Origin of the sequence: Jeotgalibacillus aurantiacus (assembly GCF_020595125.1) — a bacterium.
In the GTDB taxonomy this organism is placed as follows: Bacteria; Bacillota; Bacilli; order Bacillales; family Jeotgalibacillaceae; genus Jeotgalibacillus; species Jeotgalibacillus aurantiacus.
On the sequence record NZ_JACNMS010000001.1, the window covers coordinates 156,732 to 183,585 of the forward strand.

Consider the following 26,854-nt stretch of genomic DNA (forward strand, 5'->3'; position numbering starts at 1 on the left):
TATGTAAAAAATAGTACAGAATCATCTGAAAACGCTGTCAACTAAACATATCCTACCACTATTTAAGACCCCTAACAACTTTTAATTCGAGATTTTATTCATATTCAGCGTTCAGTTATTATGGTGTAACAATTTCTATTAATTCATATGAAGATACATAATCCTCACCTTCTTCTTCTGCAAGAATAAGACCAACATTAGGTGCATAATAATAGAAGATATTCATTACTGTATCTTCCACTACTACGACATGTTCAAATGTTCCTGCTTCTGTTGTAATAGTTTCATCAGTCGCAGTGATCACCATTTCATCTGTAGTCTCATCACTATACTCAGCCCATCTGCGGCCTTCTTCTACTGGATAAACAAGATTTACGTTATAAAAATCATCTTCTAACCAGCCATCATATAATCCATCAGCATCTTCTCCAGTATGAAACGGATATTCGAAACTACCGTCCATTGAATTTAACCACTGATCCCAATAAGAATTAACACTCTTATCAAAGCTTAACGTATCCTCTATGCTGTCCGAATAATCCGGAGAATCATAAACTCCTCTCATAATATACTGGTTTTCCGGATCAGGTGAATAACTGATATTTTTCTGATCCGTAGTTGAAATAAATTCTTCGTTTAATAAACGTGCCATAAACACTGCAAAATGCTGCCTTTGAATAGATGCATTTGGTTTAAAAGATTGATCATCATACCCTGTTGTAATGGCATACGATGCTAAAGTATCCACATAATCCTTCGCCCAATGGTCTTTACTTACATCACGAAATACATAACGCCATTCTTTCTCAAGTTCATACGCTTCTGTTAAAACTTTCGCCATTTGAGCACGCGTTAAAGATCCATGTCGGTCAAAAATTCTATTCCCTTTCGAATCTGTTTTACCTGAAATAAAGCCCAACTGAACAGCCTTAGCAACCTCATCATACCCATAGTCACCTTTTTTAACATCATCAAAACCAGGGTCAGGCGCTGACAAATCATTCACACCCATCTCCCGTAAAATCATCTGAACCGCCTGAAGCCGCGTCACATTCGCCCGCGGCTTGAACATTCCATTGTCATAACCATTAATAATCTTCAAGTCAGACAAATAACTGATCTCTTCTTTATAACTTGTCACATCTTTAAAAGACGCATTAACCTGACCCGTAAACCCTGCAGCAACTACAAAAGCACTTAAAATTGACAATCTCTTCTTCATTTTTCTAACTCAACCTCTCAATATTTCTGTAACATTATTAACACTTTTGTAATATCTCTTATTTTTGAGTTGTTCTCAAGAATACATCAGCCTATTAAAGATGGGGAACAAAAGACTCATTAGTGGGGACGGAGCGGGTGTTCTTTTTTCGAGAAAAGAACACCCGCTCCGTCCCCAAAAAAAGTTCGCATTTAGAGTCATTATAATATATAATGTTCTTTATAAAGAACGAAAAGAAAGCAGGTGATTTGAGTGAAAAAACAAAAAAACAGACGGTTATTAAAGATCTTAGTGATTATGGGAGTGATTATGTTATCAGTTGTTGGTGCTTATATGTTTATGATGTATCAGTCTATTGATGCAGCAGCCAATAATATGTATGTTGAGATTGACCGGGAGTTCTCTCCAAAGAGACAGGTACAGATTAGTATTGAAGAAAAACAGCCATTTTCCGTTCTGGTTCTGGGTGTAGACGAGCGTTCCGGCGACAGGGGCCGTTCTGATACGATGATTGTAATAACGGTCAATCCTAACCTTGAATCTATCCAAATGCTCAGTATACCGCGTGATACTTACGTCAACATTCCTGGAAGAGGGATGGACAAGATTAATCATGCTTACGCATTTGGTGATATAGAACTATCCATTGAAACGGTTGAGGATATGTTCGATATTCCAATCGACTATTTCGCTAAAGTGAATATGGAAGGATTTGAAGAAGTAGTAGACGCTGTAGGAGGCGTTACCATTCAAAATGATTTAGTATTTGAATATTCCGGGATCACCTACCCTGCCGGTGAGATCAGACTGGAAACAGGCGAAGAAGCAATGGGGTATGCGCGGATGCGTTATGAAGATCCACGAGGAGATTTTGGACGACAGGAAAGACAGCGGAAAATTGTTCAGGGAATCATCAAAGAAGCCGCTGCAGTTGAATCACTCTGGAACTTTGATGACATCATCTCAGCACTGGGAAGTAACCTTCAGACCAACTTCGAATTCACCAATTTAATAGACTTTCAAAGAGACTACCGTCCTGCGTTGAATACCATTGAGAACAGCTCACTTGATAGCGGCTCTGGTGAATACATTAATGACATCTATTATTATGTTGTTCCCGAGGCTTCGATTGTTGAGTGGAGCGAGCGGTTTAAGACACATTTGGAATTATGAGCCTGGGGGACGGAGCGGGTGTTCTTTTTCTGGAAAAGGCACACCCGCTCCGTCCCCCTAATGACAAACCATTAAAATTCTAATAAAATTAATCCATTACAAAAATGAATCCCATTTTAAAGTGAGGCACTAGATGAAAACTCAAACGATATCTGTTGTAATTCCAACTTATAACCGATTAGCCCAATTGAAGGAATTGCTTATTTCTTTGTCTGTTCAAACACTCCTGCCGGATGAGGTGATTATTGTCAATGATGCTGGTGCTCCAGTTGAGTTGATCACTGAGTGTTTCCCTCAACTTTCTATTAAAATATTTAACCAGCCTGTAAATCAACTTCATGTAGAGGCAAGAAAAAGAGGCGTAAAGGAAGCAACCGGAGAATTAATCATGCTAATTGATGATGATGACTGGATAGTTTCAAGTCATATTGAAAGAATGGCTGCTGCTATTAAAGACTATGACCTGGTTTATTCAGATGTAGAGATTGTAGAATATCACAACGAATCAGGCTTAAGAGTTCCGGTGAACCGATTTCTTTTTGCTTATGAATTGAATTTGCAGGAGATGCGGAAATTCTCTACTTTTGTTCCATCCGGCACCTTATACAGGAAAGCAATCCATGACAGTATTGGTGAATTCGACGCTGAAATGAAAAATTATTGGGACTGGGATTTTTTCCTGCGTGTATCAGAAGTATTTCGTATTCAGCGTGTCCCTGTTGCAGGCGTAATCTATGATTTTACCCCGGGTCACGACAATCAATCAGCAAACCTTGAGGGTATGCGGCACTTCCTCGACAAGCTGAGTGCTAAACATAATCTCGGAACTCTTCCCGTGAAAAACTTTAAGCTTCTATTAAAAGAACCGGAAATTATTGCCCGGCAAGCAGAGACTCTTCAGGTTTGGGATGGACAAATGCCTTATGTGGACAAATTAATAAAATAATGTAGTTCAAAAAAGGGATCAAATGTTGATTTAATAACATTTGATCCCTTTTTTAATAGTCATTGACACGAAAGCCCTATTAACTTAAGATAGCGATTATGTTAAAGTGTGTCAGTTAATAGAATCTCTCTTTCTATGGATTTATTTATTATTGCTGTCAATAGTGGTAGGATTTAGGTATTATGTTTATTTGAAAGGGCTGGTATACATGCAAAACTCAGATGCAAGAGTGTTAATTGTCGTTCCTGCGTATAACGAAGGAGCTTCAATCAGAAATACTCTGCATAATTTGCTGACAATTAAGCAGGAGATCCCTGCGCTTGATATATGTGTTATCAACGATGGTTCAGCAGATAATACGGCTGATGTTGTGCGAGAATTTAAGAATGTTATTTTAGTGGACCTGCCATACAACCTCGGAATTGGAGGTGCTGTTCAAACAGGATATAAATTTGCAAACGATTATGGCTACGACATTGCTATACAGTTTGACGCAGATGGACAGCATAATGCTGATGCACTTCAAAAAATCATTACTTCAATTACAGAAGATGATACGGACATGGTTGTAGGTTCAAGATTCTTAGAAAAAACCGATTATAAAGGCGCTCTATCCAGACGAATCGGTATCTATTATTTCACTTATCTGTTACTAGCCTTAACCGGTAAAAGATTTACCGATCCGACTTCAGGCTACCGTGCAATTAATCGTAGAGTAATTGAAATTTTCGCAAACGACTATCCAAGAGATTATCCTGAACCGGAAGTCCTGATCTCTTTAACGCGAAAGAAATTTAAAATTAAAGAAATCACTGTGAATATGAAATCGCGTCAAGGTGGACGTTCTTCTATTACTCCTTTCAAATCAATCTATTACATGTTTAAAGTTACACTATCAATCGTCATGCAAAAGATTGTAAAGGAGTGAATGAATCAGCATGAATGTTATATTATTATCTTTTTTCCTCGTTCTGATTATCTTTCTTGCCGTTATTGAATCTGTCAGAAGAGGAATTTTGGAAACAAAGTATTCTTTAATTTGGATTATCACTTGTGTCACGCTTGGTATTTTGAGTTCTAACAGTATTTTTATTAATACTCTGGCCAATTGGCTTAACGTATTTTACGCTCCTTCTCTACTATTTCTGTTTGGTCTGCTGTTTGCCATTATTATGATTTTCGACCTCACAAGACGAATTTCAAAGATGAACAAACAACTGGTCGCGATCACCCAGGAGCATGCACTCCTAAAAAAGAAATATGAAGATCGGGAATATGGAAAATGATTACTTTTTTGTTACTGATAATAAATGTTCTAATGCTCGTTGGCGGACAAGTACTATGGAAATTAGCTGTTTCACCGATCACGGCATGGTCATTGGAAGCGATTATGCAATTGGTGATCTCACCATTATTTTTAGGTGGAACATTCCTGTACGTAGTCGCTACTGTTCTATGGTTAATCATTTTATCGAAAATGCCTTTAAGTATCGCCTATCCTTTTCAGAGTTTCAGCTATATTCTAGGCGCCATTGCAGCATATTTTGTTTTTCAGGAAAGCATTTCTCTGGAGCAGGTATCCGGTATGGCTGCAATCGTGTTGGGTGTTTATTTAATTGCAAAATAACTATTAGAAAGTGTGCTTATATTTATGAAGAGATTAATGAAAAAGCAGTATATTCCCATAGCACTGATTATGCTATTGTCTCTGTCCATTCACCTGTTTTTCCTGGTCGACAACCCCGGCTTTTACAGTGAATATGGAAGCAGGGACGCAGAAAAATATGACGAAATGGCGCACCAGCTCGTAGAAGAAGGCTTTTACGGCTATAACGCAGATCATCCAAATGCATATGTAACCCCATCTCATCCACTTTATCTATCGGGAATTATTTTAATTGCCGACGCATTGAACGTGGATAATATGTTTTTAACTAAAATTTTCAATATGCTCTTAAACATGATTGCATTGCTATCCTTGTATTTTACAGCCAAACTTCTGTTTAAAAATGAGTGGATCGCTTCACTGACGGCCTTACTTTACGGTACGTATCTTGCCCCACTTCATTTCTTCAGATCTTTATTAACAGAAGCGCCTGGTACTGCGTTTTTCCTCATAAGCCTGTTTGCACTTGTCTGGGCTCTTAAACAAAACAATTGGAAATGGCATGTTGTGTTTGGAATTATAGCCTGTATCACCATTATGTTCCGTCCAACACCAGCACCAATGCTTTTGTTCGCCTGGTTCATTGTCATTTACCAGGTTGGATTCAAACGTGCTGTTGCAATAGGATTTTTATGGTGCGTTGGACCATTACTGGTGCTCCTTCCATGGGTAATTAGAAACTACCTGGCATTCGGAGAATTCTATTTGTTCTCTTCTCATTCGGGGAACCCGATGCTTGCAGGTACAAATCCGTTTTACCTTGAAGAGTTCGAAGGGATCTTTGCACGTTATCTTGAACTTGGGATCTCACAAGAAGAATATGCTCAAAAACGTATCATCTGGGGACTGCAGGAAAACTTTGCCCTTTGGTTCTCATGGTTTACAATCGGAAAAACCATTGTTATGTTTGAATTTGCTGAACCGATCTACAACTACCGCAGCTACTTCAATTCACTGATTCAACTATTTATCCAATTGCAACACCTTGTAATCGTCATTGGTGGTTTTGTATTTGGATTTATTTTCAGAAAAAACAAAGCGATTATGTGCCTGTTTGTCCTGTTATTAGGTTATGTAGCATTCTCAAACATTTTCCTGCCTTTAACGAGATACGGCTCTTACGTCATTGGCGTTATGTGTATCATTACGGCTTACGGCATTGTCACTTCTGGTAAATGGCTGATTGCCTTTTACCAGAAAATGATTCAGAAAAAGGCGAGTCATTCATGATCTATTTTCTTATGGTATTGAATGCCATTCTTTTGGTGACGGGACAGATTTTATGGAAAATCGCCGTCTCAAAACACGAGTCTCTTTCAGCCGGTACCATGGTGAAAGTCATCCTTTCCCCGTTATTTATCGGCGGCGGACTACTGTACGTCATCGCAACAGGCTTATGGCTCTATATATTATCTGTCATGCCGCTGAGCATCGCATACCCTTTTCAAAGCATCAGCTACGTACTCGGCGCCATGGCAGCCTACCTGCTCTTTAAAGAAACGATCACCAAAAGACAGATCACAGGCTTTCTCGTCATCATCTTTGGCGTATACTTAATCGCAAGCTAAAAAAAGCTTCCTGACTGAACTTCAGGAAGCTTTTCTCATTCATAACCATCCCCATACGCCTGCCAATCCAGAAGAACATTTCCTGGAATTTATCAAAAAGATGAAAAACATTAAAAACAACTAACAAACCAACCAAAACACTGGCACGAGGAAAAATATTATTGTATGATAATTCAACGCTATCCGGTAATACTTTGGTTGGTAAGCCATAGCGTGGGGGACGGAGCGGGTGTTCTTTTTTGCCAGCTCTGTCCCCTTTACTCAAAAAAGGAACGCCCGCTCCGTCCCCTAAAACAACATCAAAAATCCTCCCGCCAACACAATCATCACCAAAAAATAAACACCATTATATTTATAAGCTACGGTCATCCCGCTCCGCTCAACGCTTGTACTGACGATGATATTCAGTGCATTTAATGGAGACAGTGCTGATGCGACCATCCAGGTAAATACGCAGATGAAGGCGAAGAGCAGCGGATCAACATCTGACCCTGTTGATAGAAAAGCAGTTATCAGCAGCGGAACCGTAATAACCTGATGGATTCCTAAAAATGCGCAGATGGAAACACACAGTACAAAGAATAAGAATAAAAATATTAACGAGAATTCTGATGCGTAAATCATCGCATCCTCTAAAAGTGTCCTCACACCTGTTCCTGCCACAGCATTTCCAAAAACCCCAGCACTCAAAAACAGACAAATTTCATTTTTCGACTGATGTTGAAGACGGTTTTGAAAGGTACTCATCTCTTCTTTAAAGATCTTCTTCGTGGCCCGGAGCACAAACCAGATTCCCGGTACGATCAGACTGATCAGGCTGACAAGCAACAGCATTGATTCATCCAGCAGTTGCTCTGAAACTAGCAAGATACCTAAAATCATCAAAACAAACACCAGAATTTTGATTAAATCTAGCCGTTCTTTGCGACTGAATGCCGTCATTGAATCATCCTTTTGAAACTTGCCTGCCGGACGAAATAACAGAAGACCGATTACAAGCTGAAGAAACGCAAAAGTCACTGCAAGCGGCATAAAGGATAAGTATTGAAGATCAAGATAAAACAAAACAATACCTACCGGAGCGAGGAACGGAGACCAGATCATGGCCGGTGTCAAGCCGACGAAATACGATCTCGACAATACCTGAGGCGACGCTTTTATATGCGCAATCAGTCCATTCACAATCCGGATCGCGCCCATATTCAGCACAGGCGAAACAACCGCGGTCATCGACGAAATGCCATAAAATAAATACCTCGGATGATGTTGATACTGCTCCAGATGAGAAATCGCTCCTTCAAGCAATCCCTCCCGGCGGAGCGGGACAGACAATAGCGGTGCTAATAGCAATAGCGCCAGAAGTGGAACGTTTTGCGTCAATCCTTCAATGATGAAATCACCCGTATATATGTGAATCATCATGCCCGCCACAAGCAGGATCATGGTAAATACTTTTGTAAGTCCGGTTAAACGAACCCACATCAGGATAAAGACCCCAGCTGTCAGGATGAGATAGATACTGTTAATGATAGAAAAGGATAAAAATTCATTCATTATGTAAAACAAACACATTAAAACAATCAGGATAAATGCAAGCACGACCTTCCCTGCTTTCTCGTTACACTGTTTGACAATCAGTATAACATGTCATTGCATTGCCGACAGAGTATGTCCCCCTTTTAAAGAGGGACATACCTGCTAAAAAGGCACAGGCGCTCCGTCCCCCTATTCCCTCAGCCTTCTGAGCGCCCCACCCTTCCACTTCTTCACAGCCGAGATACTAACCTGATGCAGCTCAGCTATTTCTCTTACGGACAATTCGTCGATAAACGTATGCCAGAACCATTTTTTCTGGTGATCGGTCAGCAGCTCGGCATATGGCATGAGCATGTCAATTTCAAGCAGCCTGTCATGAATGGCCTCAAGGTTCATCTGCCAGTATTCATCTGACTTGACCGTTTCCCGCTCAGCGATCTTATTTTCTTTTCGCATCAGGTCAAGCATATGACCGCGGATCAGCTGGTAGGCAAATGGCGCAAACTCACCGTTTTCAGGACTGTACCGCTGGGTCGCTTTCCAAAGCGCAATTCTCCCCTCCTGCTCATACAAATCACGATCCCGTCTAATATGAAGCTTCCTCATCATATGAAAAATCATCGGCTGAAACTGTTCATACCGCTCTTCAAATGTCATACTGATCTCCGATTGGAGACGCGCGTCCACCTTGTATTCTCGAGTGGTTTCAGTATAGAAAAATTGGTTAGGGAACTCGAATGAGTAAACATTGCAAATGATGGGTGTAGGATGCTGATTCAGATCGTTTGCGGGGAAATGGTGTAAGTTTAGAAGATAGCGGGTTAAAAATGATCCATTTTAGTATTAAGAAAGGGTCAGACTATGACTCTACTGTGTTAGGGTTAGAATTCTCGTTCTGGTCGAGGATGATCTATTAACAGTTTTCAAGCTGCTATCAACAGTTTTCAGGTCCCTATCAACAAGAATTGTCGGACTATCAACAATGACAGCCTTTTTAAAAGGTCTATCGACATTAATTGACTTACTAACAACAGAAAGTTTCGGTCTATTGACAATATGATTGTTACGATCGGCATGCACTTTTGAAGGGCTGGCCAATTCATCCAGCCGCAACTGAATCAAAAAGGTTATTTCTTGTTGTTTCACAAACTCAAAAATCCTGCTCCAAATAAAGAAGCAGGGTTTCTGAGAATATACAATTATTTCCGCTGCTGATACACATCCATGTAAAACAGCTTTGCTGCGCGCTCGTATTGTTTAATGGCTGTTCTCGGTGAACAGTTGATGGTGAGCGTCTCGTAATTACGAAATAATACTTTTACCTGCTTTGGATCATCCGTTTTCATGAGGTCAACGATGTGTTTAAGGAATAACCAGGTGTTGTGTGGACTTGTTGGAGAGTGAGTAGGGAAAGCCAAGATGTCGGTGTAGGGGTCAACAAGCAGTGGTACCTTGTGCTGAATTCCGTGCCGTACTTTTGCAGAAGCAATGCGGCCCTCAAGCAGAACACCAGCCTGCAGACAGCGGTCATTCAATAAATCCTTCGCCGATTTTGGTGAGCGAAAAACACCGTTTTGATCATACGCAACCGTCTCATGCTCAATCGAAAAATCATACTGCAGAGCAAGAGTCGTCTCCGTTACGCGATAAGGCTCTAACGTAGAACTTCCTGTCATGAATCCGTCTCCTTTTGCACCCGGATACTCCATCCAGGCCTCCTTATTATGAGAGATTTCTCTCACAAAGAAGGTATTTCGACATTTATTTTGAAATTCCTTTTATATTTTTAAAAATATGTAAATTAATTTGAAGAGGGGGACGGAGCGGGTGTTCTTTTTTAAAAATAAAGGGACAGAGCCTGCGAAATTGCACACCCGCTCCGTCCCCCAGTTTAATTAGCAGCTTCCATAATCTCATCAAACGCCCAATGCCATTCTGGAACATCAGAAAACTTACGCTCTTTCCCTTCCTCAGGCAATCTTTCAAAGATGCGATTGAGCACTTTGACTGCCTGTGCACGGGTAAGTGGTGCATTTGGCTGGAAGGTCCCGTTTTCGTATCCTGTCATGATGCCAAGCTGACTGATTTGTTCGATCATTTCAGAAGCCCAATGATCTTTCGGAACATCTGTAAATTGATACGTCTCCGTTGAGGCTTCACATAAAGAATAAGTGTTACTTCCGCTGCACTTTTGATCAATCCATCTCGTGGCGATAGCGGCCATTTGTGCACGTGTGATGGAGTGGTGCGGACGAAATTCACTGGCTGTGTGTCCAGTCATGATACCCGCTCCCCGCACGTATTCAATCTCATTAACTGCCCATGCGCGTTTTAGATCTGAAAATGGGCTGACATTTGCAGCCGGAACGTTACTTTGCGTGAGCTGCCTTGCAAGCATGGCAGCCATTTGTTGACGTGTAATGGCCGCTTCCGGACGGAATGTGCCGTCTTCAAAACCTTTGATATAAGGATTAGATGCAGGCTTTTCAGGTTCTGTCGGCTCCTCACCTTCGTCTGGGACATCAGCAAGCTCAAGTGTCAATAATGTAAAGGTAGAAAATTTGTTCACTTCAAATTGGACTGACTTCTGTCCGTCTGGAAGATCAATAACGGCCCCTTTAATCACTTCTTTTGTGCCATCACTGTGCTCTATAAATACGGCAAGCGACTGTAGCTGACCATTGGATATTCCTTGTGGGAGCGGCAATGTCAGCGTGACCGGCCGAGATTGCAAGTTTGTTTCAATGGTCATTGGACGGCCCAATACTTTAATCGTTGCACCAGCACCAGCTGTTTCCTTTACCATTTCTTCCTGTTTGGCCCGATCCTCTATCTCATTTTTACCGTTTTCCTCTTTTACAGGTACCACGCGGAAGTATAAGTCGTCTGTAAACCCGGATAAAGAAGAAACTGGAATATCAATAGTGACATCATTCATATCAATTTGAACAGAGATATCATCCTGTGTGAGATTATCGAGGGAATCCTTTGGAATGCTGATGTTTGTTTCTATCACTTCATCGTTCGCATCCGGAATCACGATCCGGGCGATTTTATTTGTACTTGCCTCAGCAAATTCCTTTACCTTTTCAGGTGTAAGCAGCACGTCATCACTTTTCGTTCCATCCGTATTGGTGGAACGCTTAATAGGCGTTTGAACAATCGTACCACCGGTTGAACCATCCGTTACATCCACGACAATTTCTTCGACGCTTGGATCAGGTGTAGGTTCCGGGTTCGGTGATGGGCCAGGTACCGGAGCAGAGTTTTGATTCCATTTTGCGTAAAGAGTCAAGTTCTGCGTGACCGGTGTCGTGAAAGCATATAGTGACGTTAACGTGTCATTCGTATACCAGCCGCCAAACTGATAGCCTGAGCGGGTTGGATTCGCTGGCTGAGTCAGCGTGTGTTCGAATAAAACATTCACAGGTAAAACATCACTTCCACCTTTCGAGTCAAAAGTAACCTGGTATTCATTCGGCGTCCATTTGGCAATCAGTCGGACTGATCCAGTTAAAACTTCATCAAAATCAAATGGTTCAGAATCATTTTCATTCACATACCAATCCACAAATGTGTGACCTGTTCTAACGGGATGAGCCGGTTTCGTTACTTTTCCTCCTGGAATAACGGATTGACTTTGTACATCTTCAGGGTCAACTCTCGTATCAAATTCCACGAGATAGTCCCATCGTGCGTACAATGTCAAATCCCCGGTTACCTGGGTTGGAAAATCGAAAAGAGTTTCAAATGTCTGATCAGTAAACCAATTGCCGAAAATATAATCAGCTCGTAATGGATCATCAGGAGACTCCAAAATAGAATGATACTCTTTTGTAACAGTTTCTGTCAGGTCATCATAATTAAAATCAAAAATGATCTGATATTCATTAATCATCCATTTTGCATATAGGGTTAAATCACTTGACACTTCCGTATCAAAATCGTACTCCATTGTCAGCTGTTCATCTGTATACCAGCCAACAAACGTATGGCCTGCTTTCACAGGGCTCTCAGGTTCCGTATAAGTCTGATCATATTCAACTGTTTCAGGGGTGACAGATGTGCCGTCATTTGACACGTAAGTAACGACATAAGTGTTGATACTCCACTTCGCATACAGCGTCAAATTACTCGACACTTTCGTATCAAAATCGTACTCCGTTGTCAGCTCCTCATCTGTGTACCAGCCGACAAATGTGTGACCTGCTTTTACAGGACTGGTAGGCTCTGAAAAAGTCTGATCATAGTCCACTGTTTCAGCCGGGACAAATGTGCCTTCATTTGATACATAAGTAACTGAATAGGTGTTAATATCCCATTTTGCATACAGATCGGTATCTGCATAAATAGCTGTGCCTGGATCAAAAGATTGTGTAAAAGCTTGATCTGTGTACCAGCCTGCAAAGGTATGACCTGCTTTGATAACAGTAAGGTCACCATGCAGAACACCGCCATCATTCACAATTTGAGAGACTGGTCCGGTTCCTCCGTTCGTGTTAAAAGTAACCGTGTGCTTTTTGATTTCCCACTTAGCATAAAGCGTGAGATTTCCGTTTGGAACAATTAATGTATCTCCTGGTTCATACGTCGTCCCCAAACCATCAGCCTGTGTATTCCAGCCTTTGAAATCGTGTCCCGTCTTTACCAAAGAACCTGTATTCCCTGAAACGGTGACAGTCTGCCCGGCATAATTCTGAACAGACGCGGGGACTGAACCATCTACGGCTCCGTTATCGCTATAACTAATCTCATATAAAGGTGAAAGCCTCTCTATGACAACCGTATACGTTTTGACAGTCAAATCAGGCGCAGTCACCACAATGCTGATTGTGTTGAGTCCAACATTTAAAGGGACGGTTTGCTGATTTCCAGCCTGACCATTAATCGTTACCGTTGCATCCTGATCAGCAAGCAATACGTCGATTACCGCCGAGTCGACTGTATTGACTACGGATTGATTGTAAGAAAGCGTATCAGCAGTGAAATCATCTACGTGCATGTTGTTCACCGTAATGTCCATCAGATCGGCGTTGGATGATTTCCAGATAGCATATAAAGTCACATTAGCGGGCGGCATCTGGATAGTTTGACCGCTACTATAGTCAGTTCCTGATCCATTTGATGCTGTATTCCAGCCCATGAATGAATGGCCTGACTTTTGCAGGTCACCTTCAGTCGCAAGCGTGACAGACTCCCCTTCAGGGAAAGGGCTTGAAGGCGCAGGCACAGTCCCACCTTCATTCCCATTCCCATTGTAAGTAATGGTATAGGTAGGGATAAGCTCCCACTGTGCGTAAAGGGAAACGTCAGTATTCGGCATCGGGAACGTTTGTCCTGCAGCGTATGCAGTTCCTGAACCATTCGCTGCCGTGTTCCATCCAGTAAACTCATAACCCGCTTTATCCATTGATCCTTTTGTTGCAACTATGACTGTAGCATCTTGATTATAAGCACCTGAATCAGCCGGAACACTGCCAGAAGTTGAACCATTTCCGTCATAAGTGACTGAATAAGTTGCAAGCGGCGTCCATTTTGCGTAAAGGGTGATGTTTTGCTGAATGTTCGTAATCTGATCAGCGTTCTGATAAACTGTTCCGCTGCCATCCTGATTGAGGGTCCAGCCTGAAAATGTGTGACCGGCTTTCGCAAGGTTCCCTGTGTTTCCGGAAACTAAAACGGAAGCACCGTCTTCAACCGTTGCGCTCACAGGCAAAGAACCTGAATCTGCATTATTCCCATTGTAGGTAACGGACCAGGTCTTCTTTGTTGTAAAGCTGACAGCTTGGTAAATTGATTTATTACCGGCCGCATCTTTTACAATGACATTATAGTAATAGGTTGTATTCGGCGTTAACCCGGTAAGACTCGCTGAAAGCTTGTTCGCTTCAGAATTGCCAATTGAGGTACCGTTTGTTTCAATATTTTGTACCGTGTCCAGGTTGTTTGATGTTGATTGGTAAAGCTGGTACTCCAGATTCGCTGCTTGTGTCACATTATCCGACGCTGCGTTCCAGTTGAGGGAAGCCGTGGTGGATGTGATGTTTGAAGATGAAATGGCAGGATTAGATACAGTTGGTGGTATTGTGTCTCCTGGTGAGATGCCGGTTAGTTGTACCGGACCAGTATTAGTATTGAGATTTCCTGCAATGAATGTTAAATATTCATCGGGAGTAAAACTTGATACCTGTGGGGTAAGCACTAATGTAATGTAATCATCATCTCCAATATTCTCTTGTGTAAATAAAGATCCTATATTAATTTCAACAGGACCTGATACACCATGATTAAATGTTTTAAAAATACTTGCACTATTAGGTTTGATATCAGGATGCGAATTTATTATCTGGTCAGTGACCCAGTTATCATTGCCGCCTACACGAATTTCCATAGTAAGTGAACCGCCAGGATTTATAATTGTATTGTAAACCGGATCTTCAGAAATGTTTAACCTCAAAACTGCATTAGAGTAGTCCATACTCGGTGGAGCATAGAATTTCAAGTAAGCATAACAACAAAAATCTTCTGGTGAAGGCTCTGATCCACCCAAACTCACATCTAAAACATTTTGAAGAGCAGCAAGATCACCTTCACGCCCAACCGACACCTGCCCCACCAATGTCCCTGGCTCCATAGCAGCTTCCGCAACGTTTTGCGGCACACTAAATGAATGAACAAAAAGCAGCACAAGGGACATTAGCATGACATATACTCGAAACTTCTTTTTGTTCATTTTGTGATGCTCCCTTCCTTTACTGTTCTCTGATTGGGTAAATTCCATCATCTATACAAATGATATAATTTAATGCAAGATAAGGCTGCTGGTTGTTATGCGGCTGATTTCCGCCAACCGGATTCAACGCATCTGCTTTCATCGACACTTTGGTGTCCGTGCCCGACTTATAAGGTTTTCTGCTTCTCCCACTTTCTGTACACCAGATCGCCTGCTCAGGGCTTGATACACCGGTAGTTGATGCAGAGCTTTGTGGGATGTGATTATGCAGGGGTGTCTGGGATTCATTTAATGTTACTGTTGGATCTCCTTTTTTATCACCGATTTTCCAGTAGATTGTTCCACCGGTTGCCTGACCCTGTTGAACCGGCACACGGTCTCTTAAATCAGGAAGGTTAAAGTATGTCCTGCTGTCTCCACCATAAACAGATCCAATCACACTAAATAACCCCTGATATTGATTCACATTCAATGGTGATCCGTCACAAAAAGCCCATCCTTGTGGTGCATAAGTGCCTGAAAAGATTTTGATTTCTCCAAGGTATGAATTCATACTTTCACTCCTAACCTCTCGAAGGATAATAGCCGTTTAATGCTATGTAGTACATCATGGTTAAGTAAGGTTGCATATTTGTGTGAGGTGAGCTTGCACCCGCAGTGGCAATCGCTTCGTCACTCATTACTGTATCCCCGTTTGCCGAATAGGCGTTTACCGTATCAGTGGATGTATCCGAGCTGTATACTGTTCCCCATATATTATTGGCAGGAGACAGCTGATTCGCTCTTCCGGAATCAGCAAATACCTGATGCGTGTGATTCGGAATTTCATTGACTGTTAATGTATGTTGATCTTCACCAGCTGATGTTCCTTGCGGGTTTAAGGGACCTCTGTGCATCGGTACTCTCCCTCTGAGATCAGGTAACGCGAATGTCGTTTTACCATCTCCACCATACATTGTGCCGATTATTGAATATAAAGCCTGATTTGACTGGATAGACAGCAGTTGTCCATTGCATTCTGCCCAACCGTTGATTCCACGCTGATATGGAAAGAGTTGAATATCTCCTACATATTGTTCTCCCATGCTTCTTCCTCCTTTAATAGTCAGTTGGATATAGACCATTTAATGCAATGATAAAATTAACGGTAAAAGACGGCATGATATTTGAGTGTGGCTGGCTTCCACCGTAATTGGAAATCGTGTCAGTTCTCATACCAGCCTGCTGTGTAATATTATCCTTTTGATAATTTGCAAAGCTTGTATAGCCCCATACATTGTTTTCAGGATTACTTAAAGAAGCATTCGTCTGGGTTTTATTCGCCTGGGCCAGATGAGTATGTGAAGGTAGCTGGCTGCCAGTCAGTGTCACGCTTTCCGCTCCTCCGTTCATTCCTGGAGAATACACATTATTTCTGTGGATGGGCACTCTTCCACGTAAATCAGGAAGGTTAAAGAATGTTCGCGCATCTCCTCCATATGTAACTCCAATTAGTGAATACAATGTTTCATTATCACTAATCGGCAGTGCTTGCCCATTGCAGATTGCCCACCCCTGCGGCGCGTAATCTCCGGCAAACATTCTGATTTCTCCTACGTAAGCTTCAGCCATTTCATTTCCTCCTCATCTATTTTCTGAAGATCTCCAGACCATTTTTAAATCGAGGCTATTTTCCTCTATTACAAAAAAATCCAACCGTTTATAAAGCTTTAATGCGGGATTATTGCGTTTAACCATTAAACGAACATCTTTACCTTTGCTCTGTGCTTCCATTTGAACGAGTTCAATCATAAAAGAGCCTAATTTCTTATTCTGATAATCAGGCATAATTGCAATATCGATCAGTTGGATTGAACTATCATCTTCGTTTACCATAAGCCTACCGATTTGATCAGTATTCATTTGCACAATAAAGTTCTTTGCTCTACTAAACTGGTGTTGATACGATAGCTTTTGAGCCTGCCACTGCATTTTTAAAAAATGGCTTGCCATTTCATCAGACCACTGCCAACTGCTCACTTCTCCCATCCGGGTGGAAGCAAAAAGCGCGTATAAGAAAGGATCATGATGATTTTCGGCTTCGATCAGCTGAATCGCATGTTGCCCATTAAATTTGTCTGGACATTCAGAGATACGGATCACAATTAAGGATTAACCCCCTTCTCATTTACAACTACAAACAAATATTGCAAACCTTATGCTCTGATTATAAAATAGGATTAAAGTATCAAACCACTAATTTTTTCAATATTCAGGTTAAGATTTCTTAACCAAATAATAAGGAAATAAATCATTGTATGAATGAATACAGAAATGTGTGAGACAACACTTTGATGAGGGTTGATTAAAGTAATAAAATACTGATGAGTGTACAGTGGATTTAATTTACTTTAAGAGGGTGAAATAATGAATTCATATATTCTGGTTTTGACATCAGGTCAGGGAACATTTGATTTCCTTAGCCCTATTATGCATGAACATAGCTTTATTCCCATCACGGTGAAAGACATGACTCAGATAAAAGAGGTCTTTAAAACATTCGATTTAAAGCTGATTTTGATTATAGTTGATGCAAAAAATGATTCTGGATTTGAATGGTGCAAAGAAATTAGATCCACTTCCATCATACCTATTATTTTCATAAGCCCGCTTTATGACGGCACCGAAGTAATCAGAGGCCTTGATATGGGTGCCGATGACTTTATCATCATACCTACCGATCCAAACGTACTAGCAGCCAGAATCAGAGCAACTCTAAGACGTTCACAATATCATTCACAGGCAGCCAAAACAGCTAACACAATCTCCCTTAACAAATCGTTTCACACAATCACACTTAACTTCCAAAACCAAAAAGCCGACATCAACGGAACAGAAATCATCCTGTCATCAAAAGAATTCCACATCCTGGCCACCCTGATCCGTCAGCCCAACCAGCCGATCAGCCAATCAGACCTCTACACCACCATCTGGGGAACCGACAGCCTCGGCGACACCCGCACCCTCAAAGTCCACATCAGCCACCTTAGAAAAAAACTTGAAACTGCAGCACCTGGTACATTTACGATTAATGCTGTTAGGGGTGTGGGGTATGAACTTGGAGTATAGGGGGACGGAGCGAGTGTTCCTTTTTTGGAGCACAGGGACGGAGCCGGTGAAAGTGAACATCGGCTCCGTCCCCTATCTCGCCTTTCTAATCAACCCAACCGAAACACCTAAAATCCGCGACAGCTGCCGTTGGCTGATTCCCTTAATTTGTTTGAGTTGAGCAATGAGCTGATTGCGTTGTTCGACCGGGAGATTTTTGACTTGAGTGTGGGGAAGTTTTCCGATGTAGTGTTTCATTTCGTGTAAGGCCTGCTCGTCAGTGAGTGGATTTTTGGTAAGGACAGGTTGCTTGAGGCATTCGTCAGGAGTTGTTTGTTCGTTGTATTCTTTGAATTTCTGAAATGAGAGGTCAGGATTATCGGAAAAATGGTGGAATATTTCTTGTTTGTTGACGAGAGATGAAAAATAATCGTATTGCCCGTAATAGCTTTTACAGCTGCTCCAGTCCCATTCGGAGGGTCGCTTTACTAAATTTGCTTTTACAGGATTTTGGTGAACATAACGGATGACCGTGAATAAATATCTAATTGATTCCACCGTTTCGCTTCTAAACCTGTCATAAAACACTGGACCGCTCGCCTGGTATTTCCAGTTGTAATACATCGCATAACTACAGGCGATCCTCTGTATCAATCTTGAGACCGTTAGCTCTCCTTCTTCGAGCACAAGATGAACATGATTATCCATTAAACACCACGCATATAACTTAAACCCCTTATCAAGCTTCCCTTTCACTAGAATCTCCAAAAACTTCCGGCGATCCTGCTCATCATGAAAAATCCACTGATAATTAATACCGCGCAGCATGACATGGTACATACCTGTTGAACTCTTTTTTCTTGGTTTTCTTGGCATTTTAAAAACCTCCTTTTTTGGGGGACGGAGCGCCTGTTCCTTTTTAGAAAAAGGAACAGGCGCTCCGTCCCCTAGATGATGTAAAGCCACTCATCCACCACCCGCTTGCACTCCTCTTTTATTTTTCTCACGACCCATCGTTTTGGGATCTCGTCATTTACTGTGATAGGTGCTTTTGCATAATGTGGCAGCAGGAGCAGGAGGAGCTGATATAGCATGAGGGTTTCGCGGTATTCTTTTTCGAGTCCTTTGAGACCCTGATCTGATGAGAGGTAGCGCTTGAAGTAGGTGTCATAATGATTTTGGATGTGTGTTTCTATATGACTGGTGAGGTTTCGTTTAAATTCCTGAAGATCGGCAAGGTGTTCGTTTTGTCTCAGACATTCAGCTAAATGAAATTCGATTTCCTTGATCATTTCAATATAAAAAACGATTTTTTTCAGTAATTCATGCTTGTAATCATCCGGTTCAGAATAGATATAGTTTAGCTGGGTCTGCTTATTTTCTACTAATTTAATTAATTCAACGTGATTAATTTGACGAAGTTGTCTGCTAACATCGTCTTCGATCATGGCAGACAGGCGATCTTTCTCCGTTTGGACCTGATTCATTTCAACTGGTTCAAGGGATTGCTGCTTTTTAAAAAAGGACATCAAGACCACCCCCAAAAGAAAATAAAAAGCTGCATCAGCAGCTCTTAATTATAGAATCTCTTAAAACTTTCAAATTTAGTAGACCAATAAGAATGACTAAGGTTTGTGATTTCTACTCCTTTATCACTTGCGTGGATGAACTGGTCATTACCTAAATAAATGCCAACGTGGGAAATGCCGCTGCGATAGGTGTTTTCGAAGAACACTAGGTCACCCGGTTGTGGTGCACTGACTTCAAAAGATCTCGCATGCATCCCCACCGCATTTGTACGCGTAACGGAAAATCCGGCTTTTTGGAATACGTAGTAAATAAAACCGCTGCAGTCAAACCCATCTGGTGAACTTCCACCCCAGGCATAAGGAACATTTAATAATGCAGAAGCCTCTTTTAATAGAGAAGCTGCTCCTTGAATCGGCACAGCGGGATTAGAAATCTGTTCGGGCGCACCAGGCGAATTGCCTTTCAGCTTTAGCTTCTGTCCGACAAAAATAATATCAGACGTTAAACCATTAATCGTTTTTAATTCTGCTAAAGATATTTTATGTGAAAGAGCGATTTTACTTAATGTATCACCGCTTTTCACGATATATTCCACCGTCGATTGTATTGGCGGTGCGGATGGTGCAGTGACAGGCGGATTATTTACAGATGCATCCGCTGCAATCTTTAGTTTTTGACCAGCGTAAATAAGTGAACCACTTAAATTGTTAAGGTCCATTAATTTAGCCAGGGTGATATTATGATTGATCGCAATTTTGGACAATGAATCTCCAGGTTGAACTGTATAAATACTTTCTTTCGGTTTAGTCGCAATCGGAGTTTGAGGAGAGGATCCTGCATTACCCGGAGCTCCTTTTTTAATAGAAAGTACTTGACCTGGAAAAATAATATGAGAGCTGAGATTATTCGATTTCATTAAATCTTGAAAAGACATACCAGCCTTTGATGCAATCGCTGAAAGTGTGTCTCCAGATTTTACAGTATACGTTGATCCTGACTGCCTGACCGGCGCAGGAGCGGGCGTGTTATTTTGAACAGGAGCTGCTGCAGCCCCCTTCACCGATAAAACCTGATTTGGGTAAATGAGTTCAGAAGTCAGGTTATTCAACTTTTTCAAATGATCAACTGTGACATTATGCTTATTTGCAATCTTCCACAGCGAATCCCCATTCTCAACCTTATAAGTCTCAGCAGCCGCCTCGTCTTCCATCCCGACGCCAAACGCTGTCACAGTCGCAGTCGTTGCAAACGCATATAACCACTTTTTCAACCTGCACACTCTCCTTTTCCCATCCAATTAAAAAGCTGTCCAAGTTTCATTGCGATCTATTGATTCATTTTTCAAAATAATCTTTCATCCTATTTTACTTTGATTTTTATTATAATTGTATTACAAAAGTATTACAAAATAAAGCAGGGGGACGGAGCGGGTGTTCTTTTTCGACGAAAAGAACACCCGCTCCGTCCCCCCAGCCCCTCAAGGTGTATAATAAGAGTGAATTTTCAGAAAAGGAGAGAGACAAATGAGTGAACAGAGAAAAGCAACGGATACTCTTTTGGTGAATTCTTTTATTGATGGGGTACTGGATCCTGCGAAAGAGATGCTTGGACCGGTCAAGGATGGCGGACATATTATTGCGAATACGGCGCCAGGCTGCTGGGGGCCGATGATTACTCCCTGCATTCGCGGGGGTCACGAAGTAACGAAACCTGTATTTGTTGAAGGTGCAGAGCCTGGTGATGCGATTGTGATTAAGATTCATTCCATTAATGTCACATCACTTGCGACTTCTTCAGGTAATGATGCTCCGGTAGAAGGACGGTTTCTCGGTGATCCTTTTGTTGCCGTGAAATGTCCGGAGTGCGGTACGATGTATCCTGATACGGTGATTGAAGGAATCGGTCAGGAAGCCATCCGCTGTGCAAACTGTCATGCGGACGTAACGCCTTTCGTATTTACAAATGGGTATACGATCAGCTTCAGTGAGCACGGCGATGTCGGGGTAACGGTTAGTAAAGAAGCCGCGAAAACCATCGCACGTGATGGAAAAGCGTATATGAAAACGCCTGAGAACTCGATCCAGAATCCGATTGTAACTTTTGCTCCTCATGATCTCGTTGGTGTGGTGGCAAGAATGCGCCCATTTTTAGGACAGTTGGGCACAACGCCCTCACGACCGATCCCTGACTCTCATAATGCCGGAGACTTTGGATCGTTCCTCGTTGGTGCGCCGCATGATTATGTGGTCACGCAGGACGAGCTTGATGAACACCGTACGGACGGCCATATGGATATCAGCCGTGTCAGAGCCGGTGCAACGATTATCTGTCCGGTTAAAGTGCCAGGTGGCGGGGTGTATCTTGGTGACATGCACGCGATGCAGGGTGACGGCGAAATTGCAGGTCACACCGCTGATGTAGCAGGCATCGTCCATCTTCAGGTTCACGTCATCAAAAAAGCTAATCTAAAAGGTCCAATCCTTCTGCCAAATGAGGACGATCTTCCATACACAGCAAAGCCATTTACAAAAGAAGAACTCGCCTCTGCAAAAGCACTCGCAGCTCAATGGAACATCGAACAGCTTGAACAATCACTGCCAGTATCAATCATTGGAACCGGCTCCAACCTGAACCTGGCAACAGACAACGGACTGCAGCGCGCCGCCGACCTCTTCGGCGTCACCGTCCCTGAAATCATGAACCGCACCACCATCACCGGCTCCATCGAAATCGGTCGTAATCCGGGTGTTGTCACGATTACCTTCCTTGCACCGGAGCATTATTTGGAGAAGGCCGGGCTACTGGATGAGGTGAAGAGGCAGTACCCAGGGGCTTAAGGGGGACGGAGCGCCTGATCCTTTTTTAAAAACAGGGGACAGAGCTGGAGAAAAGGAACGCCCGCTCCGTCCCCCTCAAAGGAGATAAAATGAAGAAAACAACCATCTTTCTATTCCTTTTACTAATTTCCAATCTTATATTCGTCACTCTATGGGTTAAGGAGAGGAAGGAAACAGAACTTATATATTTCAATTTATTGGGTGATACACTTCTCTCGTTCCACCTTTTGCAGGAAAGTAATGAATACATAAATAACCCGGGAGATCTGCACGGCAACTTTGCTAGGGGTGTTTATTCTGCAGAAAAGGCAGCTGGTTGGGTTCTGGAAATCTCGTCTTCGGCTGATCAGGAAGAGGCAGCACTAGTAAAATTCTTGCATGAAGCACTTTTATTCAAATATTTAAAAGTATTCGAAGAGGACAATTCATCAGACGAACCCATTTCGACTGAACATCAAAACATTATGAAGGAACTGTATTCAAATCTCGAGGAGGCCTCCTTTCCTGAAAGGTTGAAAACAGAGGAAGACAGGGAACGCTTCTTTATTGCCGTTGAAAAGTTTTTGTGGCTTGAAGACAGGTGGCCCTGGCCTGAAGACGACCAAGGGAATGGAAAGCCTAGTCCATTTTAAAACAGGGGACAGAGCTGGCTAAAAGGCACACCTGCTCCGTCCCCCTGGTTTAAAACAGTCCCAAAGTGGTATAAAGAACTAGGTCGATCATACATAATGACGACTACCTTATCGCTGAAGCACGGATTCGATCCCGTGCTTCTTTTATTTGTTCGCAAACGAACGGTAACGGAGAATCAATTTTTCGTTAGAAAAGGAACGCCCGCTCCGTCCCCTATATGTATAATTGAAACAGGTGATGACAATGTTAATTGGAGTGTACAATGATCGTAAAAATCCACTGTCAGTTTTAACTCCGGAGCGGATTAAGGCTTATTTGGAAGTGGCTGCTGAACAATCTGTGGAGCTTGTGTTTTTCAGTATTGATGAGGTTGATTTTCAATCCTGTCAGATTCAGGGTAAGGGATTTGAGAATGGAACCTGGATCAATCGGTTAACGAACTTCCCTAAGTTAATTATGAATGATTGTTCAACTTCCCCTGATCGGGTTAAGCATCTTGATAAAGAGAAGTTACTTCGTTTAGAGGTTCCATTTTTATCGCATTTGATTGAAGATAAGTTATCGATTTACCAACGTTTAGAGGGAAGTGAGGATTTTTCAGACCTGTTAATACCTTCTTATCCTCTGAGGACACTGAGAGATTTTTCACAGATTGTCAGAGAATCCCCTAAAAGCATCTTGAAACCAACCAATTCTGGAAAAGGGCAAGGGATTTTTGTTGTTACCAGAAAGAGCGAACAATCGTTTATCTTTCAAAATGGTCAGAATAGATCCACATATAATAGATTCTTCACTCAAAAGATGATCAGTGACCTTTGTAAAAAAGGGAACTATATGATTCAGCCTTATATCCCTTCATTAACGCTAGAAGGCCACGTCTTTCATATTCGGGTCCATGTGATGAGAAATTCAAAATCAGTGTGGACATGTGGAGCGGTCATTGCAGACATTGCCGAAAAAGGGTGGCAAATCAGCAATTACAAAGGCAACAAAACCATCCGTGCTATTGACTTATTACATCAACAATTTGAAAAAAAAGGAATCACGATGTATAACAACATCATCCAGCGCTCACTCAAACTCGCTCAACACATCGATCAATTCTATCCCTTTATGATCGACGAACTCGCATTTGATTACGGTCTTGATCCCGACCACAACTTTCGACTATTTGAAGCCAACACCGGCCCAGAAATCATCACATTCGCAGAAACACGCGAAAAAGAACGCGCCAAACATCGTATCGGACTGGCCAAAACAGTGGTGCATGCTTTAGAAAAAATTCCGTTAGAGGATAGAAAGGGAAAGCATTTTAAAATTCATTAGGGGACGGAGCGCCCGTTCCTTTTTAGAAGCTCTGTCCCCACATAAAAGGGACAGAGCTCGTGAAAAAGCACACGCGCTCCGTCCCCCTGTTTATTTCAAAAACAACGACAACACCTTCGCAGCGTGTGCTCGTGTAGACGTGCCACGTGGGTCGAAGCTGCCGTTTTCTCTGCCGCTGATGTAGCCGAGTTCGGTTGCGGCGTCGATGTATTCGGTAAAGACGCTGCTGATGGCGCCTCGGTCTGTGTAGACTGAGTTATTTTCAGCATCGTATGCTTCTCCGTTTTTGACTTCATATGCACGCATGAGCATGGCCACCATTTGTTCGCGTGTTACGCGCTCGTATGGGTTGAAGGTTGCTGTAGTTCTTGTTGTAATGCCGTTTTCTATGGCAAGTTCAATTTCCTGCTCGAGTGTGAGTTCACCATCACTCAGGCCAAGTGAACGCACGACCATGGATAGGAATTGTCCTCTGAGCACAGGATTGTTTGGCTTAAACATACCGTTTGCATAACCTTTTACAACATTCTTTTCTGATAGATCATTGATGTAGGCTGCAGCCCAGAATTCTGCCGGCACATCGCTAAATGTTGGCTCTGCCGGGACTTCTGCTTCTGACTTCATGCTGAAGCGATAAACGCCAAAGCCTCTCTCATCCGTTTCACCTGTATAGCTGATGCGTCCGTCTGCATATTTTTCAGCAGCCGGGCTTGAAAGGAATGTCACGTTCAGGTCAGCGTCGATCGGCTTGATCTGCCAGTTCTGGTCTGCTGACGGGTTTACTTCGCCAAGCTCTGTGATGTAATCCATCAGGATCTGGCGGTTTTCTTCTGCTGAATCAACGACAAGTGGTGCATCTGCGAGACCCGGGAAGTTTCCTCCGCCGCCTGCACGGTAGTTATTGGTGATGACGATAAATTCCTGGTCGTCAGAAACAGGTTCACCGTTGTATTCAAGGTTGACGATACGATTAGCATCTGCCGTTTTCAGCGTGCCGTCATTGTTATATTTAGCCGGTTGCGTGATGTCGATTTCGTAAGTCACGCCGTCGATTACGTCAAAGTTAAACGCAGGGAAGTCAGGGTTCAGGAGCTCCTGCTGTTCTGTTGAATCCGGATCAACCTGATTGAATTTACCGGCTGACATTTCAAGCCACTCGCGCACCTGTGCACCTGTTAACTGAACGGCCTTTAATGTGTTGTCGTATAAATAAAGGTCACCTGCACTGCGGATAGTCAGGTCGCCTTCTGCGATGTCTGTGTATTCTTCAATGCTGTTTCGGCCTGCTTTAAATGGTGCCCCTGCTGACAGGATTGGTGTGTCTGCAAGCTCTGGTGAGTTAAGGCGAATGTATTCCTCCACGTACCATTTCTGCGCATCCGTTACGATTTGTACCGATGGATCGTCCTCTACTAAAGCAAAAAAGCTGTAGATCGGAGCCGTTGTTGTACCAAGTTTTCCTTCAGAATAGCTGATCGTTGCCTGATGATCCGCTTCAACGAATGAAGCAAGCTCTTCATTGATTTCCACATTGGCAATTGAGCGGTTGGCAGATTGAGAGTCTGTAACCTCCCACTCCCCATTTACCTCTTCAAGCGTCAGGTCGATCAGCCCGAGGTAGCCGCCGCCAAAGCCGGCCTGAACTGCAGGAACGCCGTTGATCGTTCCTTTGTCAGCATCAATATACGGAAGTACGCCATTTGCATCTTTAAAGCCCGAGCTTAACTGCGCGCCAGCTGGAGCAGGGAATGTGTTGTGCGTATGTGAAAACGTGATCGCATCAATGCCTTCCACTTCACTTAATGGAAGAATCGCATTTTCAGAGAATGCGCCTTTTTCCGCCATCTGATCAAAACCTGTGTGCGCAATCGCAATAATCACGTCCGCGCCTTCTGCCTTCATCTGAGGAACGTACTTTTCAGCTGATTCCGCAATATCCTTTGAAATGATTTTGCCATCTAAATTTGCTTTATCCCACTGCACAATCTGCGGTGCGACAAAGCCGATATAGCCAACGTTGATCGTCTGTTCGTTACCTTCTTCATCTATAACCGTTTTCGGCACAATCTTATATGGATCATAAGCCGGCTGGTCATTTGACGGATCGTCATCCCCGTCATCTACATATGTATTTGCACTCACATATCCAAAATTCGCATCTCCATACACCTGCTCCATAAAGTCAAGTCCATAGTTGAATTCGTGGTTACCAAGCGTCACCATGTCATAGTCAAGCTCATTCATCACCTTGATCATTGGATGAATTTCGCCCTCTTTCACAGGCTCCACTTTCGCAAAATAAGTCCCAAGAGGTGTACCCTGAATCGTGTCTCCATTGTCCACAAGCACAGAGTTTTTCGCTTCAGCATGCGCCTGCTCAATGAGAGTCGCTGTCTTCAATAAACCAACATTCTGATTCATTGTTCCGCGATAATAATCGTACGGAAATACATTCGTATGCAAATCCGTCGTTTCCATAATCCGCAGCTTCACCTGATCACCCTCCGCTGCCTTCGCGCCATCTGCCAAAACAAAAGGTGTTACCAAAAGCCCCAACGTTAAAACCGATCCTGCAACCTTCCTGCTCTTACCCAAAA

The 26,854-nt window shown here is 42.6% G+C and carries 25 protein-coding genes; 11 read left to right on the plus strand and 14 right to left on the minus strand.

What is annotated here, in order from left to right; all coding sequences use genetic code 11:
- Nucleotides 1-118: 118 nt before the first annotated feature.
- Nucleotides 119-1,222: an S-layer homology domain-containing protein gene (locus H7968_RS00725; RefSeq protein ID WP_227394342.1), complete on the minus strand. Its 1,104-nt coding sequence runs from the start codon at nucleotides 1,220-1,222 to the stop codon at nucleotides 119-121.
- A 252-nt stretch (nucleotides 1,223-1,474) separates the two neighbouring features.
- On the opposite strand from H7968_RS00725, the gene H7968_RS00730 reads away from it, so the two are divergent.
- From H7968_RS00730 to H7968_RS00760, 7 genes are all read left to right on the plus strand, one after another.
- Entirely contained in the window at nucleotides 1,475-2,395 is a 921-nt protein-coding gene (locus H7968_RS00730) for an LCP family glycopolymer transferase (RefSeq protein ID WP_227394343.1), read from the plus strand.
- A 133-nt stretch (nucleotides 2,396-2,528) separates the two neighbouring features.
- A complete protein-coding gene (locus H7968_RS00735; RefSeq protein WP_227394344.1) occupies nucleotides 2,529-3,341 on the plus strand; it encodes a glycosyltransferase family 2 protein in 813 nt (270 codons plus the stop codon).
- A 208-nt stretch (nucleotides 3,342-3,549) separates the two neighbouring features.
- Nucleotides 3,550-4,269 (plus strand): glycosyltransferase family 2 protein, encoded by a 720-nt coding sequence (locus tag H7968_RS00740; protein WP_227394345.1) that lies wholly within the window; start codon nucleotides 3,550-3,552, stop codon nucleotides 4,267-4,269.
- A gap of 10 nt (nucleotides 4,270-4,279) precedes the next feature.
- Entirely contained in the window at nucleotides 4,280-4,627 is a 348-nt protein-coding gene (locus H7968_RS00745; RefSeq protein WP_227394346.1) for a DUF2304 domain-containing protein, read from the plus strand.
- The gene (locus tag H7968_RS00750) at nucleotides 4,624-4,968 is read left to right on the plus strand and encodes an EamA family transporter (RefSeq protein WP_227394347.1); all 345 of its coding nucleotides are present in this window, start codon (nucleotides 4,624-4,626) and stop codon (nucleotides 4,966-4,968) included. Before H7968_RS00745 ends, H7968_RS00750 begins: the two co-directional genes overlap by 4 nt.
- 36 nt (nucleotides 4,969-5,004) lie before the next feature.
- Complete coding sequence (locus H7968_RS00755) at nucleotides 5,005-6,237, plus strand: glycosyltransferase family 39 protein (RefSeq protein WP_227394348.1); 1,233 nt, start codon at nucleotides 5,005-5,007, stop codon at nucleotides 6,235-6,237.
- Nucleotides 6,234-6,575 carry an EamA family transporter gene (locus tag H7968_RS00760; protein WP_227394349.1) on the plus strand — a complete coding sequence of 114 codons (342 nt, stop codon included), beginning with the start codon at nucleotides 6,234-6,236 and terminating at the stop codon, nucleotides 6,573-6,575. The genes H7968_RS00755 and H7968_RS00760 overlap by 4 nt, the downstream gene beginning before the upstream one ends.
- Here the strand turns inward: H7968_RS00760 and H7968_RS00765 are convergent.
- The 9 genes from H7968_RS00765 to H7968_RS00805 all read right to left on the minus strand — a co-directional run bounded on the left by H7968_RS00765 (nucleotide 6,544) and on the right by H7968_RS00805 (nucleotide 16,986).
- Complete coding sequence (locus tag H7968_RS00765; RefSeq protein WP_227394350.1) at nucleotides 6,544-6,840, minus strand: hypothetical protein; 297 nt, start codon at nucleotides 6,838-6,840, stop codon at nucleotides 6,544-6,546. The two genes, H7968_RS00760 and H7968_RS00765, sit on opposite strands and share 32 nt — an antisense overlap.
- Nucleotides 6,841-6,863: 23 nt before the next feature.
- Complete coding sequence (locus H7968_RS00770; protein ID WP_227394351.1) at nucleotides 6,864-8,174, minus strand: hypothetical protein; 1,311 nt, start codon at nucleotides 8,172-8,174, stop codon at nucleotides 6,864-6,866.
- Between the two features lie 126 nt (nucleotides 8,175-8,300).
- Nucleotides 8,301-8,768 carry a sigma-70 family RNA polymerase sigma factor gene (locus H7968_RS00775; protein ID WP_227394352.1) on the minus strand — a complete coding sequence of 156 codons (468 nt, stop codon included), beginning with the start codon at nucleotides 8,766-8,768 and terminating at the stop codon, nucleotides 8,301-8,303.
- Nucleotides 8,769-9,310: 542 nt separating this feature from the next.
- The gene (locus H7968_RS00780; RefSeq protein WP_227394353.1) at nucleotides 9,311-9,820 is read right to left on the minus strand and encodes a competence protein ComK; all 510 of its coding nucleotides are present in this window, start codon (nucleotides 9,818-9,820) and stop codon (nucleotides 9,311-9,313) included.
- Nucleotides 9,821-10,002: 182 nt separating this feature from the next.
- The gene (locus H7968_RS00785) at nucleotides 10,003-14,844 is read right to left on the minus strand and encodes an InlB B-repeat-containing protein (RefSeq protein ID WP_227394354.1); all 4,842 of its coding nucleotides are present in this window, start codon (nucleotides 14,842-14,844) and stop codon (nucleotides 10,003-10,005) included.
- Nucleotides 14,845-14,863: 19 nt separating this feature from the next.
- Nucleotides 14,864-15,397: a phage tail protein gene (locus H7968_RS00790; protein WP_227394355.1), complete on the minus strand. Its 534-nt coding sequence runs from the start codon at nucleotides 15,395-15,397 to the stop codon at nucleotides 14,864-14,866.
- Nucleotides 15,398-15,407: 10 nt separating this feature from the next.
- Nucleotides 15,408-15,929 (minus strand): phage tail protein, encoded by a 522-nt coding sequence (locus H7968_RS00795; RefSeq protein ID WP_227394356.1) that lies wholly within the window; start codon nucleotides 15,927-15,929, stop codon nucleotides 15,408-15,410.
- A gap of 13 nt (nucleotides 15,930-15,942) precedes the next feature.
- The gene (locus H7968_RS00800; protein ID WP_227394357.1) at nucleotides 15,943-16,455 is read right to left on the minus strand and encodes a phage tail protein; all 513 of its coding nucleotides are present in this window, start codon (nucleotides 16,453-16,455) and stop codon (nucleotides 15,943-15,945) included.
- A 12-nt stretch (nucleotides 16,456-16,467) separates the two neighbouring features.
- The gene (locus H7968_RS00805; RefSeq protein ID WP_227394358.1) at nucleotides 16,468-16,986 is read right to left on the minus strand and encodes a GNAT family N-acetyltransferase; all 519 of its coding nucleotides are present in this window, start codon (nucleotides 16,984-16,986) and stop codon (nucleotides 16,468-16,470) included.
- 264 nt (nucleotides 16,987-17,250) lie between these two features.
- Between H7968_RS00805 and H7968_RS00810 the strand changes: the two genes are divergently transcribed.
- Nucleotides 17,251-17,952, plus strand: a complete 702-nt coding sequence (locus H7968_RS00810) for a response regulator transcription factor (protein ID WP_227394359.1) — start codon at nucleotides 17,251-17,253, stop codon at nucleotides 17,950-17,952.
- Between the two features lie 72 nt (nucleotides 17,953-18,024).
- Here H7968_RS00810 and H7968_RS00815 read toward each other — a convergent pair whose 3' ends face one another.
- The 3 genes from H7968_RS00815 to H7968_RS00825 all read right to left on the minus strand — a co-directional run bounded on the left by H7968_RS00815 (nucleotide 18,025) and on the right by H7968_RS00825 (nucleotide 20,731).
- Nucleotides 18,025-18,807, minus strand: a complete 783-nt coding sequence (locus H7968_RS00815) for a transposase (RefSeq protein WP_227394360.1) — start codon at nucleotides 18,805-18,807, stop codon at nucleotides 18,025-18,027.
- 71 nt (nucleotides 18,808-18,878) lie between these two features.
- On the minus strand, nucleotides 18,879-19,460 hold the full coding sequence (locus H7968_RS00820) for a hypothetical protein (RefSeq protein ID WP_227394361.1): 582 nt from the start codon (nucleotides 19,458-19,460) through the stop codon (nucleotides 18,879-18,881).
- A gap of 44 nt (nucleotides 19,461-19,504) precedes the next feature.
- Nucleotides 19,505-20,731: a C40 family peptidase gene (locus H7968_RS00825; RefSeq protein ID WP_227394362.1), complete on the minus strand. Its 1,227-nt coding sequence runs from the start codon at nucleotides 20,729-20,731 to the stop codon at nucleotides 19,505-19,507.
- 253 nt (nucleotides 20,732-20,984) lie between these two features.
- Here H7968_RS00825 and H7968_RS00830 point away from each other — a divergent pair, with 253 nt between their 5' ends.
- The 3 genes from H7968_RS00830 to H7968_RS00840 all read left to right on the plus strand — a co-directional run bounded on the left by H7968_RS00830 (nucleotide 20,985) and on the right by H7968_RS00840 (nucleotide 24,257).
- Entirely contained in the window at nucleotides 20,985-22,298 is a 1,314-nt protein-coding gene (locus H7968_RS00830; protein ID WP_227394363.1) for an acetamidase/formamidase family protein, read from the plus strand.
- 89 nt (nucleotides 22,299-22,387) lie between these two features.
- Complete coding sequence (locus tag H7968_RS00835; protein WP_227394364.1) at nucleotides 22,388-22,930, plus strand: hypothetical protein; 543 nt, start codon at nucleotides 22,388-22,390, stop codon at nucleotides 22,928-22,930.
- 322 nt (nucleotides 22,931-23,252) lie between these two features.
- The gene (locus H7968_RS00840; RefSeq protein ID WP_227394365.1) at nucleotides 23,253-24,257 is read left to right on the plus strand and encodes a YheC/YheD family protein; all 1,005 of its coding nucleotides are present in this window, start codon (nucleotides 23,253-23,255) and stop codon (nucleotides 24,255-24,257) included.
- A 90-nt stretch (nucleotides 24,258-24,347) separates the two neighbouring features.
- On the opposite strand, the gene H7968_RS00845 is transcribed toward H7968_RS00840, so the two are convergent.
- Nucleotides 24,348-26,852: a bifunctional 2',3'-cyclic-nucleotide 2'-phosphodiesterase/3'-nucleotidase gene (locus tag H7968_RS00845; protein ID WP_227394366.1), complete on the minus strand. Its 2,505-nt coding sequence runs from the start codon at nucleotides 26,850-26,852 to the stop codon at nucleotides 24,348-24,350.
- Between the last annotated feature and the right edge of the window lie 2 nt (nucleotides 26,853-26,854).